The organism is Mucilaginibacter aureus (assembly GCF_053514885.1).
In genome coordinates this window covers 4730220-4746047 of record NZ_CP170601.1, presented here as the reverse complement: position 1 = coordinate 4746047, position 15828 = coordinate 4730220, and the positions used below count along the sequence as shown (strand labels likewise).

9 protein-coding genes are annotated in these 15828 nt (G+C 43.9%); all 9 read left to right on the top strand.

The genetic code is table 11. The annotated features are described in order from the left end of the window. The first annotated feature begins 2 nt into the window (after positions 1-2). The 9 genes from ACFGVR_RS20300 to ACFGVR_RS20260 all read left to right on the top strand — a co-directional run bounded on the left by ACFGVR_RS20300 (position 3) and on the right by ACFGVR_RS20260 (position 15672). Positions 3-1208 carry a DUF4959 domain-containing protein gene (locus ACFGVR_RS20300; protein ID WP_448699333.1) on the top strand — a complete coding sequence of 402 codons (1206 nt, stop codon included), beginning with the start codon at positions 3-5 and terminating at the stop codon, positions 1206-1208. Between the two features lie 88 nt (positions 1209-1296). Further along, a complete protein-coding gene (locus ACFGVR_RS20295) occupies positions 1297-2499 on the top strand; it encodes a DUF4998 domain-containing protein (RefSeq protein WP_448699332.1) in 1203 nt (400 codons plus the stop codon). A gap of 27 nt (positions 2500-2526) precedes the next feature. Further along, positions 2527-4419 carry a beta-N-acetylhexosaminidase gene (locus ACFGVR_RS20290; RefSeq protein ID WP_448699331.1) on the top strand — a complete coding sequence of 631 codons (1893 nt, stop codon included), beginning with the start codon at positions 2527-2529 and terminating at the stop codon, positions 4417-4419. Between the two features lie 74 nt (positions 4420-4493). Beyond that, positions 4494-5915, top strand: a complete 1422-nt coding sequence (locus tag ACFGVR_RS20285; protein WP_448699330.1) for a BNR repeat-containing protein — start codon at positions 4494-4496, stop codon at positions 5913-5915. A gap of 227 nt (positions 5916-6142) precedes the next feature. Continuing rightward, the gene (locus ACFGVR_RS20280; protein WP_448699329.1) at positions 6143-9331 is read left to right on the top strand and encodes a SusC/RagA family TonB-linked outer membrane protein; all 3189 of its coding nucleotides are present in this window, start codon (positions 6143-6145) and stop codon (positions 9329-9331) included. A gap of 20 nt (positions 9332-9351) precedes the next feature. Continuing rightward, positions 9352-10812: a RagB/SusD family nutrient uptake outer membrane protein gene (locus ACFGVR_RS20275; RefSeq protein WP_448699327.1), complete on the top strand. Its 1461-nt coding sequence runs from the start codon at positions 9352-9354 to the stop codon at positions 10810-10812. 64 nt (positions 10813-10876) lie between these two features. Next, the gene (locus ACFGVR_RS20270; RefSeq protein WP_448699326.1) at positions 10877-12223 is read left to right on the top strand and encodes a hypothetical protein; all 1347 of its coding nucleotides are present in this window, start codon (positions 10877-10879) and stop codon (positions 12221-12223) included. 34 nt (positions 12224-12257) lie between these two features. Then, complete coding sequence (locus tag ACFGVR_RS20265) at positions 12258-13502, top strand: DUF2264 domain-containing protein (protein WP_448699325.1); 1245 nt, start codon at positions 12258-12260, stop codon at positions 13500-13502. Between the two features lie 220 nt (positions 13503-13722). After that, positions 13723-15672, top strand: a complete 1950-nt coding sequence (locus ACFGVR_RS20260) for a metallophosphoesterase (RefSeq protein ID WP_448699324.1) — start codon at positions 13723-13725, stop codon at positions 15670-15672. The last annotated feature ends 156 nt before the right edge of the window (positions 15673-15828 follow it).

Sequence of the window (15828 nt, the reverse complement as noted above, 5' to 3'; positions counted from 1 at the left end):
CAATGAAAAAAGCTATAAATATCTGTTTAGCAGTGCTTATACTGTTTGCAAGTTGTAAAGAAGAACGTAATGAGCCCCTTACTAAAGACGGGCCCGCACCGGCTCCTGTATTAAACGCTACCGTACAGCCACTATCCGGCGGGGCTAAAATTACCTATGTTTTACCTAACGACCCTAATGTATTGTACGTAAAAGCTGTTTACGAATCGCCGAAAGGCACTGTAAAAGAAGTTAAATCATCTTCTTATGGTAATTCTTTAGTGATAACCGGATTAGGTTCCACCAATACTTATGATGTGAATTTATATGCGGTTAGCCGGAATGAAAAGCAGTCAGATCCACTGGCGGTAAAGATCGTTCCGCTAACACCCCCGATCTTAACAGTTAGGGCAAGTATTACTGCCGATGCTGATTTTGGCGGACTATACGTAACCTATACCAATCCGGATACGGCCAACATCGTCATCACAATTTTAACAAAACTTAAAGCTACTGATGATTGGACAGAGGCCGAAGTGAACTACACCAAAAGCCCTCAGGGTAATATGAGTGCCCGTGGTTTTGATGCCGTGCCGCGTATATTTGGGGTATTTGTAAAAGATAGATGGAATAACAGATCGGATACGCTCATCAAAACTGTAACCCCCATTTATGAAAGTCAATTGGATAAAAGCAAGTTTAAAAAATATGTCCTATCCAGCGATGTAACTAATAAAACAAACTATTTTTATAACGCGGCCGGCCAAAATATGGCCCTGGAAAAAGCCTGGAATGGTAAAGCCGGCCCTACCGATGTAGAGGCCTTTCAAACTAACGCCGGTACAGGTATGCCGGGTTGGTTTACTATTGATCTGGGCGTAACTACCAAATTAAGCCGCTGGTTATATCAGGCACGTATGGATCTAACCGCAGTAATATGGAAACACGCGGCTTTTAAAGATTATGAGGTTTACGTATGGACCGGAGCCGGCTTGCCGTCGGATGATTTTTCATTGTGGACAAAGGCTATGTCTTGCCTGTCGGTTAAACCATCGGGCTTGCCTGTAGGTACGGAAACAGCGGAAGACATTGCTGCCGGCTTAAAAGGTGAGGAGTGGCGTTTTGACAGGAACTTGCCCCCTGTGCGTTACGTGCGTATTAAGTGCAACAGTACCTGGGGCAGCACCAACTATATGTCGTGTGTCGAATTAACTTTTTGGGGGCAATAATCAATAGAACAATATGAAATTCAAGATATTTTTTAAATACGCCCTTTGTTATATTTTAGCAATTGGTTTATTATCCTCATGTGGTAAAATGAATGCCAGCTATGAGAATTTTATTAAGAACGGCGAAATCATTTACGCGGGTAAGCCAAGTAGCATAGTAGCGCACGGAGGTAACAACAGGATGATGCTTACTTTAAGGTTTGATGCAGAGCCACAGATCACCAAAGTAAAAGTTTATTGGAATTTTAGAGCCGATTCGGCCACTTATAATGTTCAAAAGTTGCCTGGCCAAAACATCAATTTAACGTTTAACTCCATTGCCAAAGGATCATACACTTTTGAAGTTTATACGTACGATAGTGCGGGGCACGTGTCGGTAAAGTCTGAAGTGACCGGGCAGGTGTATGATGCCGCCCGCATTGCCGAATTGAGTTCAACAATAATGCCTTTAAAAGGGGCCAATATTATTGAGCGCTCAGGCGTGTTGGATTGGTATCAAACTGATTATTTTGCAGGACTCGAAATTACCTATACCGATATAACAGGAACTGTAAAAACAACTACCGTTTTGGGCTTTGATAAAATAAAGGCGATCTTACCAAATGTTAAACCAGGTAGTAGTTATTCATACCGTGTTTTGTTTTTGCCCGATGTAAATGCTTTGGATACGGCATACTCGGCTCCTGTTACCGGTACTTTTCCGATATACTCGCAGTTAGACAAAACAAAATTTCAGGAATATTTTATCCCGCCCGCCAATATTAAATTACCAGGAGATTATGTAATTGCTCCGGCATTGGGTGCAAGCGGCGTATCACTTGAACTAAAAAAAATGTGGGATGACCGTTATGGCGATGATGATGCCTATCAATCGGGCACAGCTGCTTTAACAGCCTTATATTTTACAATAGATCTTGGGGTTACTACTAAGCTTGGTAACTTGCGCGTATATCAAAGGGGCATCAACAACAGCTTGCTCGAATCTACACTGTTATATAACGCCGGAAGTCCTAAAACCTGGGAACTTTGGGGAACTGCCAATACGCCTAACCCCGATGGTTCAAATACCGGCTGGACCAAGCTTGGCGATTTTACCTACCCCAAACCATCTAACGCGGCAAAAGGTACAAATACCGTTGCCGATGAAGCAGCCGCTAACGCCGGGCATTTGATCGCTATACCAACAACTGCACCGGCAATCAGATACTTACGCTGGAAAACAACAGCTAACTGGGGCGGAGTAACCAATTTAGGTATATTAGAAATAGCTTTGTACGAGCCGGCATATTGAAACGGCTTAAATTTAGGATCAAGATAAATGCAAATACCATATAGTTATAAAAGTTTTACAAAGATCAGCATCGTGTTATTGATGCTGATTTTTGTTGTAGAAATATCGGCAGCCCAATCACTTAAAAAGGAAGGGCCGGCCATTATCCCCATGCCTTTGAGTATTCAAACGCAGCAGGGTCAGTTTACTATTTCGGCAACAACCAGGATAAAGATCGATCTATCGAACAGAGAACTAAGATCAACCGCTGCAATAATAGCGAAGCAATTGGAGCAAATTATTGGCAGCCCTATTACTGTTATCGGCGACAAGCAGGGTTTAAAAAAGAATGTAATACTGCTTACGCAGAACAAGGCACCTGATAGCTTGAATAGCGAAGGTTACATATTAACTGCTGATGAACAAAAAGTAGTGATAACCGGCCGGCCAGCCGGGCTGTTTTACGGTACGCAAACATTGTTGCAATTAATGCCAGCAGGCATTAAACATCAAAAAAACATACCTATACCGGCTGTTAAAATAGTTGATAAGCCACGTTTTGGATGGCGTGGAATGATGCTTGATGTTGGGCGTCAGTTTTACAGTGTTGAATACGTGAAGAAGTTTATCGACAACATGGCTTTCCATAAACTCAATACCTTTCACTGGCATTTGGTTGAAGATGCCGGCTGGCGTATCGAGATCAAAAAATATCCAAAACTTACATCTGTTGGGGCGTATAAAGCCGGTACACAATGGGGGCGAAACAGAGATCAGTTTGATAATACCCCTAACGGCGGATTTTATACACAAGAGCAGGTAAAGGATGTAGTTGCCTATGCCGCAGCAAGGTATATCACTATTATTCCCGAGATTGAAATGCCAGGCCATACACTTTCATCCCTGGCTGCGTACCCCGAGTTTTCGTGTACCGGCGGTCCTTTCGAAGTATCAAAATACTGGGTACGCGTACACGATATTTACTGTGCGGGTAATGACAAGACATTTGACTTTTTAGAAGATGTGCTTACCGAAGTTGCTGCACTTTTCCCAAGCCCATATATTCATATCGGTGGCGATGAAGCACCTAAAACCAGGTGGAAGGTTTGCCCTAAGTGCCAGGCCCGCATAAAGCAGGAGGGGCTGAAAGACGAAAACGAATTGCAAAGCTACTTCATTAAACGCATCGAAAACTTTTTACTCACCAAAAACAAAAGAATTATTGGTTGGGATGAGATATTAGAAGGAGGACTTGCTCCCAATGCGGCTGTAATGTCGTGGCGTGGTATCCAGGGCGGTATCACTGCTGCCAAACTTAAACACGACGTGGTAATGACACCGACCACCTATCTCTATTTGGATTACCCGCAAGGTGAACGGGTCCTGGAAGGCGAGTTTGGCTACGGCCCCGTGCTCGATCTAGAAAAGGTTTACTCTTACGATCCGATACCTGCAGAATTGGCTGCGGATGAAGTGAAGTACATTAAAGGCGTACAAGCCAATGTTTGGTCCGAATTTATCCACACGCCTCAGCGACTGGAGTACATGACCTATCCACGAGGTGCGGCGTTAGCCGAAATTGCCTGGACCTATCCACAAAACAGAAGCTGGGAAGGGTTTAAGAAAAGGCTGGAAAGCGAGTATAAACGTTATGATGCGATGGGCATTTCCTATGCCGCGAGCGCCTATAATGTAAAACGGAATATGGTAATTGATTCTGTATCGCGTAAAGCAACGGTTACTTTAAAAACCGATAGCTATGATCCGCATATCTACTACACTACTGATGGATCGACACCCGGTAAAAATTCAAACAAATACACCGGAACCCTGCAATTAAATATACCCGCAACCCTTAAAGCGGTAAATATTACAGATGAAAGGCAAAGCAAAGTGAGCGATTGGGATATCAGCATAACACCACCGGCACAAAAGAAATAATAGGGCGGTTGCCCGATAAAATTCAAAACAAACAGCTGAGGTATCTCAGCATATAGATCATATTTAGACAGTAAATGAAAAAGAATTTCCTGTTGGTATTAACCATCGTGTTCTTCTCCGGCTTATCGGGTAATATTCACGCTCAAAATATAAAAAGCACTGCATCGGTTGTAGATACTGCCGCGTTAACCTTAACCAAAGGTATTTACGGCAACATTATAAACGGTCAAAACTTTCAGCAGGATGCGCTTACCAGTTATAAAGGCTGGCAGTATGTCGCTTATTATGATATCGATCGTCACGTTTGTTTAGGCCGGCGTGAACTGCCTGCAGGCACATGGCAAATTATCCGGTTTACCGATTATTATTTTTCTTACGCCAAGGGATTGATGAACGATTCGCACAATACCATCAGCATTGGCTTATGCAAAAACGATGGTACTATCCATATCGCTTTTGATCATCATGCCAGCTCACTGCATTACCGGGTATCGCAAAAGGGATGTATAGACCAGCCTGAAAAAATTAAATGGCAACCGTCATTATTCAGCGAGGTTAGGAATTATCTAGAAGACGGCAAACCACTCAATAACGTTACCTACCCACGCTTTGTTAATACACCGCAGGGAAATATGTTGTTGGGTTACCGAAAAGGCGGCAGCAACAATGCTGACTATATGATAGCTACCTACAATGGCAAAAGCAGTAAATGGGGTAACCTGCACCAGGTATTTTCGGGCAAAGGCGATTACTCCGACCCGTTTAAAGGTACCAGTAAAACGCGTAACGCTTATTTGAACGGATTAACTTACGATAAGTATGGCAAACTGCATGTAAGCTGGACCTGGCGCGAAGTAAAAGAGGGCGTTGGTAACCGCGATATTGGTTATGCTTATAGCCCGGATAACGGAGATACCTGGTATAATACAAAAGATCAGGTTGTGGCTAATTTAGATACAAGTAAACTGATCAGCACCAATTCACCATCGATTGTAATTAAAGAATTAAACAGGGGATGGGGAATGATGAACAGCCAATCGCAAACTATAGATTATAACGGTGTGGTGCACATTGTGATGTATCACCGGATGGAAGCAGGTGCAGAGACCGGTTGGGCGCGCATAAATAAAGATGCCAGCTATTTTCATTACTATCGTAAACCTGATGGCACCTGGCAGGAAATAAAACTTTCGCTAATGGGTAACCGTCCAAAGCTTATCGTGGATAAACACAATAACCTCTACCTGATCTATATGAGAAAAGATCATTTTGAATCGCAGGATCAGGCTGCGCCTTTGGTTGTGGCCCGAGCAACCGCCGCAAATAACTGGACGGACTGGAAAGAGTTTTTTGTCTCGAAAGAGGGCTATTTTAACGAGCCGCAAATAGATCTGGTACGGTGGCAGCAAAAAGGTGTTTTATCGGTTATGTTACAAAAGGCCCCGCTAAGTTCGGGCGCGCCATCGGCACTCAGTGTTTTAGATATTACCTGGTAATATAATCAGATCTGCAGATAACATAAAGGTCATTCTTTTTCCTTAAAATTAGCCCGTAATAGGTTTTTAGCATAAACTCGCACTTTATGTATAAAAAAAGTATGGGTTTATAGTGGTTCAATATCATATCCTCGTATTAACCTACACACCAATTAATAATCAATTATTTGAAAATGAAACTTTTACTTACCCCAGTAATCAAATGCGCCTTTGTGTTGCTCTTTGCAATGCTCTGTAGTACCGCAGTCTATCCGCAAACTACAATACACGGTACCGTTACCGAGAGCAGAGATGGCTCAACCCTGCCAGGCGTTTCAGTACTTTTAAAAGGATCTACAAAAGGAGTTCAAACCGATGCTAACGGCTTATACACAATCAATGCTCCGTTAGGGAGTACATTGGTGTTTAGTTTCATCGGATATCGCAGCCAAGAGATCCAGGTTAACAGTGCTTTAACCAATGTATCATTAGTTATAGAAACCAATGCACTTAACGAAGTAGTTGTAATTGGATACGGAACCCAGCGACGTGCAAGCTTAACCGCATCAACCTCTTCGGTTACGGCTAACGAGATCAAAGATCAGATAACTACCAACATCCTTGATGCTGTAGCCAGCCAGGTGCCGGGTGTGGAAGTAACCGCCAGTACCGGTCGGCCCGGTGCCAGCCCTACAGTAAAGATCAGGGGTACCGGTTCAATAAGCGCCGATAATACCCCATTGTATGTGGTTGATGGTATACCATTGGCCGATGCAAGCGATATCAATATGATCAACCCGAATGATGTGGCCTCTTTTGATGTGTTAAAAGATGCATCAGCAGCAGCTATTTACGGCTCGCGTGGTGGTAACGGCGTTGTGCTTATCACTACAAAAAAGGGTAAAGCCGGGCAGGGCCGTATCGATTTTAACTATTATACCGGTATACAGGATATACCTAAAATGTTAAAACTGCTCAACAGGGACGAGTCTATCCAATACTATAAAGAGCAAACGGCAGCTAACTGGGCATCGGTAAATGGTAACCCGGCTACGCCTAACGGCAGCCGCCTTTACAATAACTCGCTGGCTAACGTAAATTATATCCCCGCTTTTGACGATCCGGCAAATGTGGCCAATACCGACTGGCAGAGCCTGATCTATCAAAAGAATGCGCCCACATCAAATTATCAGCTATCGGGCTCGGGCGGTAGTGATAAAGTTACCTTCTTTGTATCCGGTAACTATCTTACCCGCGATGGTATTGTTAAAGCTACCGATTTTAAACGCTATACCGGCAGGGTAAATTTAGATGCCAAAGTAAACAGCTTTTTTAAGGTAGGCATGAACTTTTCGCCTTCTTACTCAATAGAAAATCGCCGCAATACCGACCTACATATCAATAGCCCGGATCTGGATGCCGGTGTTATCCTGTCGGCCCTGGTGCAGCCGCCAACCATCGCACCTAAAACCCCCGAAGGATTATATAATTCAAATAACGGTGTTCCTTTGTATACTCAATATGGTTACGCAACAGCCAACTCACCACTGCAGCCTATTGAAGATCCTAAATATCACTGGACACAGGAAGTATCGCGATATATGGGCAGTACCTATGGCGAAATTGAATTTATAAAAGGGCTAACCTTTCGCAGCACCCTGGGTATAGATGCCCGTTCAAACTGGAGCGATAAATATCGCCCGTCAACCGTATCGGTTGCAGCCAACGGTACCCAGGCGCTCACACCTACGTTCCCTGGCCCTAATATTGCCAATATAGCTGCTTCGCGAACAGAAGGCCATACCATGAACTGGACCTGGGATAACATCCTGACCTATCAGCATACCTTTGCCAAAGATCATGACCTGAACTTGCTGGGCGGTTATAGCGCACAAAAATACACGGCCATCAGTAATACATTAGCAGGTGCCGCGGGCAGTTTTCAAAATGACCTGGTGCCAAATCTGGCCGGTTCTGCAAGTATTGTGGGTAGCGGTGTTAGCAAAAACATATGGACACTGTTAAGTTATCTTGCCCGTGCCAGTTACGCTTATAAAAATAAATACCTGTTGCAGGCAGTTATTCGCCGCGATGGTTCGAGTAAGTTTGGCACGGATACAAAGTGGGGTAACTTTCCGTCAGTATCAGCCGGATGGCGCATTAGTGAAGAAGATTTTGCTAAAAGGTTTACTTTGCTTAATGAGTTGAAACTACGCGGCAGCTATGGTGAAGCGGGTAATTTCAACATTGGTTATTACCCTGGTATCCCGTCATTAAGTTCAGCTAACTATACATTTGGTAACTCTGGCGTGGTCTCTGGTTACGCGCCGGGTAACCTGCCTAATAATGAGATAACCTGGGAGTACAACAAAAAGATGGACGTCGGTTTAGACGTAAGTATTTTAAAAAACCGCGTTAACCTAACCTTTGATTACTATAGCGATCTGACCACCGGGTTGCTTTACTCGCTGCCTGTACCGGCACTGTCGGGCTTTACCAGTCAAAATGGTAATGTTGGCGAGATACAAAACAGAGGTATCGATATTTCACTGCGCACTACCAATATTGATAACGCAGGTTTTAAGTGGGTTACTGATCTTAACTTCTCGCGTAACCGTAACAAGGTATTGCACCTGGGTAAAAAAGATGAAACCATTACTACCAACTCTGAAGGTTCGGCAAGTACGCAGCAACTGCGTGTAGATTATCCGGTATCTGTTTTTTATGGGTACAAAATAGATGGTGTATTTAAAGATCAGGCCGACGTGGATGCTCACTCTGAACAACGTTTTACCGAAAACAACCGCTTAAGCGGCCCCGGCGATACCAAATTTGTTGACGTGAATGGCGATGGCAAGATTACCGCCGACGATCGTACCGTTATTGGCGACCCTAATCCCGACTTTACCTACGGTATTACCAACCGCTTTAGCTATAAAGGTATCGACCTGGCTATTGAGTTACAGGGTGTACAAGGCAATGATGTATTTATGCTGAGTTCGCGCTTCATCGGCTCATACGGCCCGGCACTTTCGTGGAACCAATTGGAGGAAGAGGTGTTGAACCGCTGGCAGTCGCCATCTCAGCCGGGCAACGGCCTTTACCCAAGGCAGGGTACTACCGGTAACGCTGCTGTTGGTTATACGGCATCACAGCCTGCCCGCTGGTTAAGAGATGGTTCGTACTTAAGGGTAAGAAATGTTACACTGGGCTATAACGTTCCGTCGTTATTAACACGCAAGGCACATATATCGTCTGTTCGTTTATATGCTACAGCACAAAATCTGTTCACCTTTACCCATTACGTTGGTTATAACCCCGATGTAAATGTTTACAGCGGCGGAGGTACAAATAACGAATTACGTTTGATGGGCATCGATTATGCATCTTATCCGCTAACCCGTACGTTCACCTTTGGTATTAACGTTGGCTTATAATCCTTAAATTTAAAAAAGACATGAAAAAATATACATGGTGCTTACTACTCGTTATTTCTACACTTGTAGTATGCTGTAAACGAAGCTTTATTGATCTGGCACCTATTACCTCGACATCTACCGAGAGTTTTTATAAAACCAGTAATGATATGGTGAATGCCGTAACCGCGGTATACAGTTCACTGCAAGGTGCCGGCGCCGCGTCGGAGGAGTTTATGTTTGGCGATATTCCTACAGATGATGCACAAGCTGTTTCGGCATTGTGTGCACAGGGGCATTGCGGCTTTGATAATTATACCAACGCACCGGTAGGTGGCGATAATTCTACACAGATATCAAACCGTTACAATGCAGCTTATGTAGGTATTTCACGTGCAAATACCGTATTAGGCAGAATTGATGCCGTTGCCATGGATGCTACCTTGAAGGCCCGCCTGATTGCCGAAACAAAATTTTTGCGCGCTTACTATTACTTTAACCTGGTAAAATGTTTTGGCGGTGTGCCGCTTGTACTTAAAGAGATAACCAGCCCTGAGCAATCATATGATTACGGCCGCGAAACCGCAGCAAACGTATTTGTGCAAATTGAAAAAGATTTTACCGAGGCTGCTGCCGGATTACCTAACACTTATACCGCTACGTCGGATATTGGCAGGGTAACTGCCGGTGCTGCAAAGGGAATGCTGGCGCGTGTTTTACTGTTCGAAGGAAAGTTTTCACAAGCTGCACCTATATTGAAAGGCATTATCGACAACCAGGGAACAACACAATACGACCTGTTGCCCAACTTTGCCGATGTTTTTAAATACAACAACGGTAACAATAAAGAGATCCTCTTCTCGGTACAGTACTCGGGCGGCGGCCTGGGTGTAGGTGCGGGCCCAACCAATACTTTTACTTCAACCAACGCCGATCAGCCAACTGTTAATATCTATAACGAATTCGAGACCGGCGATATCCGCCGCGATGCAACGGTTAATATCCAAAATATTTCGGGTAACACATTCGGCTCGTCATATGTGGTGAAGTTTGCAGATCCTACCGTAACCGTACCAGGCGATGCCAATACCGATTACCCGGTACTGCGTTATGCTGATATTTTGCTGATGTACGCCGAATGTTTAAATGAAAACGATGCCACAGCTGGCTTTGTGCAGGCCCTGCCTTACATTAATAAAGTGAGGACACGTGCGGGCTTAGCCGCATTGCAAACTACCAATGCTGCAGTAACAGCTACGTATGTAACTGGTCAGGCAAATTTCCGTACCCGTATTATGCACGAACGCCGTGTAGAGCTGGCTTTTGAGGGCCTGCGTTTCTTCGATCTGGTGCGCACCAATAATTTGCTTAATGTAATGAATGCTTACTTTGCCGGTTTAGGTAATGCTTTGCGTTTAGATGATCATAACAAATTATGGCCCATACCACAAACACAAATTGATGTGAACCCAACCAAAATGGTTCAAAACCCCGGATATTAATTTGAGCCCCGGCCGCATAAAACGGCCGGGTTTTTTATAACCAATAACTTTAATACCTTATTAAATGACTGGCAGGCAATGCATAGGTGTTAATACTTTTATGGGCTGCTGTTTGTTGATTTTTGCATTGACCAGCAAACCGGTTTATGCCCAGTTTAAGCAGGATAAATTTATTATAGGCACCTATGTGGATGTATCGCCTGATTCGGCAGATGTAAACTTTGATGTTTACAAAAAGCACGTAAAAGAAGCTAAAGATGCCTGGTTTAACTTCTTTTCGGGAAAGAACAATTACAATAAATTTCTACCCTATCAAAACGAAGCTACGCACATTAAACTGCTGCGTATTCTGCAGCAATATCACATCCAAACATTTTACCTTACGCCGCGTGGTAAAGGATATAACGATTCGCTTTCAACTATGTCCTTCCGTTTTACCCAATCGCTGGATAAGCAGCTGCGTGCAACCCTGCTGGGCTATAGCATCCGCGATGAGCCTAAGGTTAAAGAAGCGGATAATATCCGGAAATGGGTGTCGGATGTAAAACGGAACGATCCCGGCAAAATGGCTTATGTGAATATGCTGCCGGTGTATGCTTTTAAAAGCCATGAATTGTATGAGGCTTATCTCGATACTTTCCTTGTGAATAAAAACCCATTGATGAGACCCGATGTGGTATCCTTTGATTTTTATCCCTTTGTGAACGGCGACCTGCGCAAAGATTACTTTTATAATCTTTCCATCATGAAACAAAAAGCTGATGGCCGCCCCTTATGGTATTACCCATACACTACGCAGCATCGTAATTACAATAACCCCGGCATGTACGAACTGAGCTTTATGGCTTTTTGCCCGGTGGCTTATGGGGGCAAAGGCTGTATGTATTTTACTTATGATTATCCTTTAGATACCCCTGAACCTTACAAGTATGCTATCCGCGACAGCGCCGGCCGTTTAACCGAAAAGTATGCTTATGTAAAAGCCATTAACCATTACCTCAATGATGTTATCGGTCCGGTGGTAATGAGCAGCCAATTGTACGGCCCTTACCATGTATCAGCCCAGCCTTATAACCAGGATATTGCGGTAGGTGAGTTGGATATTAATGCTGTTCCTGGTTTGGGTTCGATAGATAATCAAAACATTTTATGTGCGCTGTTTAAGAATGCCGATCGTACCGATTACTTGTACCTGGTCAATAAATCGGGCAAGGCACAATCGGTAAGCGTCACTTTGAAAGGACATTATCCTTTGGGTGTGCAGCTTTCGGCGCCGGTATTGCCTTATGATAGGGGAGCAACAATGTATGCACCCGTAAAGGAAACCAAAGTAACAAACGATAAAATATTGCTATCGATCGAATTTGCTCCTGGCGAAGCCAGGATGCTGAAGATGAAAACCAACCAATAAATGAGCAGGGCGAGGCCAGAGTAATAAAAGAGCCATGAAAAGAAGAACATTTTTAAAAAACAGCACGATACTGGGCGTAAGCCCTGTTGTATTTTCCCGTAATATCAATATGGCCGCCGATGAAAAAATACCGGCAGCCATTGATCATCGTAAGTTGTGGCTTGATTTTTTGATGAATTTAACCGAACCCGTATTAACCGCCCTGGCTGCAGACCAGCTACGGGAGAAAATGCCGGTAGAAATGCCCGAAAAGGTATTGGGCGATAGAAGCAAATACTCGCACCTGGAGGCTATGGGCCGTTTACTATCCGGAATTGCACCCTGGCTGCAACTGGAAGACATGAACGCTGCAGAAAAGAAGCTAAGAGATAAATACTTTGCGCTGGCAGTAAAGGGGATAGGCAATGCTGTTAATCCCTCGGCGCGCGATTATATGAACTGGGATGACCATGGTACGCCATTGGGGCAATCATTAGTTGATGCATCTTATGTGGCCTATGCCTTTATCCGTTGCCCCAGGTTGTGGCAAGCATTAGACAGTAAATGCAAAAAACAGGCGCTCGAATGTTTAAGAAGTACCCGTAAAATACGTTCGGGGTTCAATAACTGGATATTGTTTAGCGCCATGATAGAAACGTTCTTCCTATCAATAGGGGAAGAGTACGATATTATGCGTATTGACTATGCTTTGCGCCAGCATGCGCAATGGTACCAGGGAGGCGGTTTTTACAATGATGGCCCTCATTTCTCGTTAGATTATTACAATAGTTTTGTAATTCATCCATACATGCACGAAGTGTTGAACTGGGTGGCAGAAAAAGATCCTTTTTATCTGGATATGAAAAAGGACCTGGTTGATATTAACAGGCAATACGCCATTATACAGGAGCAGTTTATAGCCCCGGATGGTACTTATCCGCTTGTTGGGCGATCGATAGTTTATCGTACCGCAGCATTCCAGCACCTGGCTAATACCGCATTAAAAAAAACTTTGCCTAAAAAGCTTACTGCGCCCCAGGTGAGGTGCGCTTTGTCGGCAGTGATAACTAAAGTCACTTCGGCCCCGGGCCTTTATGATAAAAACGGGTGGCTGCAATTAGGCGTTTATGGGCATCAGCCTCTTTTAGCCGACATTTATGTTTCAACCGGGAGTTTGTATATCTGTTCGAATATCCTGCTGCCGCTCGGTTTACCCGAGAGTGATGAATTTTGGGCGGCTCCGGATGAAGACTGGTCGTCAAAAAAGATATGGGCAGGAGTAGATGTGCCCCTGCATTAACTTACCACATTAGCAGCTCCGGTTACATCTGTAATCTTTAACATTTTTTATTATCTATCCAGGTATCGCAATGATATAAATATGAGGTGATTAGTGGTGTGTTTGGTTTTGTGCGTATTGTAAATAATTGATACACAGTATTCAATACGCCAATTTTTGTTTGCTCTTGATCGAAAAGGGCAAATCAGTAACCTAATTTAAACACCATTAATCACTTTTTATGAAACAGATCTTAAACTTAAGGACTACCTCATGGAATCCGAAAGGCATTCCTTTCAAAAACCGTCATCTAAGCGTACTGTCTCTAATTTTTGCAGCCTTTTTGGGATGCTCGTTTTTTTTCATGGTATCCATCTCATCATGTAAAAAAAGTAATCTGACTGCCGAAACAACCAGCAGTGATAATCCGACAGCTCAAAATTCATCGGGGCAATTAAAACTCAGCTCTTTACCCGGTACTGATTTTAATATTGTGGTGATGCCCGATATTCAATACGAAACATCGAACAAAAACGGAGCTACAGACTCTATGCTCACAAGCCAGATCCGCTGGATAAAAGCGCATCAGGCCGATTCGAATATCGTTTATGTGATAGGTTTGGGCGATATAACCGATGATGGTGACAGCCAGCCATTTCAGTGGGTTAACGCTAAAAACGCATACTATATGTTAGAGTCGCCTTTAACAGGATTACCTAGTGGGATACCTTATGGTTTGGCGGTAGGTAATCATGATCAATATCCTAACCAGGGCTTTCCTTTAACCGATGCCACATCGCAATACAATACCTATTTTGGTACATCGCACTTTAGTGGCCGCTCTTATTATGGCGGTAACTATACAGGTGGCTCGGGCGCCAATGATAGCCACTATGACCTGTTTAGCGGCGGCGGACTGGATTGGATATGTATTTACCTGGAATACGATAGCCAGAACCAGGATAGAACCGCGATGAACACCTGGGCCTATAATTTATTGGGCACCTATGCATCCCGTAAGGCTATTATTGTTACCCATTACTTTTTAGATAATGGCAGCCCGGCCCCATGGGGTGCAACTGGTGGTGTTAACGCAACAAACAGCCAGGGACAAGGTATCTACGATCGCTTGAAAACACGTCGTAATGTTTGCCTGTTTTTAAGCGGGCATGTTGGCGGCGAGGCTTACCGCCAGGATACTTACCAGGGGCGCACCATCAAAACCATTATGGCAGATTATCAATTTAATACCAATGGTGGTAACGGATATATGCGCTTAATGCACTTTTCGCGCGATAATGACAGGATAGGAGTGCGTACTTACTCGCCGTGGCTCAACACTTTTGGATTTGGTTCTTTTACAAAAACACTTTTTCATGAACCGGTGCTGACCAGGACATGCGATTTTGATAACAACGGAAAAAGTAACCTCGCGTTTTTTAACAATGGTACCTGGAAAGTAAGCGGGCTATCAAATGTAACCCAGGGTGCTGCAGGAGATATCCCTTGCCCGGGTGATTATAATGGGGATGGGGAAACCGATTACGTATATTTCCACCCGGCCGATGGTACATGGCATAATCTTCCGGGGGGCGTTACCACACAATATGGCCAGGCAGGAGACATCCCTGTGCCCGGAGATTTTGATGGTGATGGTAAAACAGACCTGGCCATTTACCGCCCATCGGCTACAGCAAACACCAATAAGTTTTACTACTTATTGAATGGCGTGAGTAATAATGTACAATATGGTACCACCGGTGATATACCTATTCCGGGCGATTTTGACGGCGATGGTACGTCGGACATGGCCGTTTACCGACCATCTACCCGTACATTTTATTTTTATGGCGTAACCAGCTTTGTTTTTGGCAGCCTTAATGATATCCCGGTACCCGGTGATTACGATGGCGACGGCTTAACTGATATCGCCATTTACCGTCCGTCAAACGGCACATGGTATATCCGTAACGCTGCTGATGGTACTACCAAATCGAGCTTTCAATACTGGAGTGGCACAGCCGGAGATATCCCTTGCATTGGCGATTATCTTGGCACAGGTAAAACCGGTTATGCTTATTACCGGTCGGGAGTGTTAAACATTAATGGTGGCACCAGCATTACCCTGGGTGGTAGCGGTGATAAAATATTGAATTTACCTTACAGCCTTCAAAGTGTTTACTTTCCATAAAACAAACCCTTTTTGACATAAAGCTGACCTGTTAATTCACGGTAATAGTGAACGCTGCGCACTTAAACAAATAAAACGCAGCTTAACCAAAACCACAAATTAACAGGTTATTTTATGTTAATAATTAATAAGCAAATTGGTGGTAGTACCTATTAA

What these genes read in the sequence shown, in the direction of transcription:
- ACFGVR_RS20270 (WP_448699326.1), top strand. Translation starts at nt 10,877, where the DNA reads ATGACTGGCAGGCAATGCATAGGTGTTAATACTTTTATGGGCTGCTGT.
- ACFGVR_RS20275 (WP_448699327.1), top strand. Translation starts at nt 9,352, where the DNA reads ATGAAAAAATATACATGGTGCTTACTACTCGTTATTTCTACACTTGTA.
- ACFGVR_RS20295 (WP_448699332.1), top strand. Translation starts at nt 1,297, where the DNA reads ATGAATGCCAGCTATGAGAATTTTATTAAGAACGGCGAAATCATTTAC.
- ACFGVR_RS20300 (WP_448699333.1), top strand. Translation starts at nt 3, where the DNA reads ATGAAAAAAGCTATAAATATCTGTTTAGCAGTGCTTATACTGTTTGCA.
- ACFGVR_RS20280 (WP_448699329.1), top strand. Translation starts at nt 6,143, where the DNA reads ATGCTCTGTAGTACCGCAGTCTATCCGCAAACTACAATACACGGTACC.
- ACFGVR_RS20265 (WP_448699325.1), top strand. Translation starts at nt 12,258, where the DNA reads ATGAAAAGAAGAACATTTTTAAAAAACAGCACGATACTGGGCGTAAGC.
- ACFGVR_RS20285 (WP_448699330.1), top strand. Translation starts at nt 4,494, where the DNA reads ATGAAAAAGAATTTCCTGTTGGTATTAACCATCGTGTTCTTCTCCGGC.
- ACFGVR_RS20260 (WP_448699324.1), top strand. Translation starts at nt 13,723, where the DNA reads ATGAAACAGATCTTAAACTTAAGGACTACCTCATGGAATCCGAAAGGC.
- ACFGVR_RS20290 (WP_448699331.1), top strand. Translation starts at nt 2,527, where the DNA reads ATGCAAATACCATATAGTTATAAAAGTTTTACAAAGATCAGCATCGTG.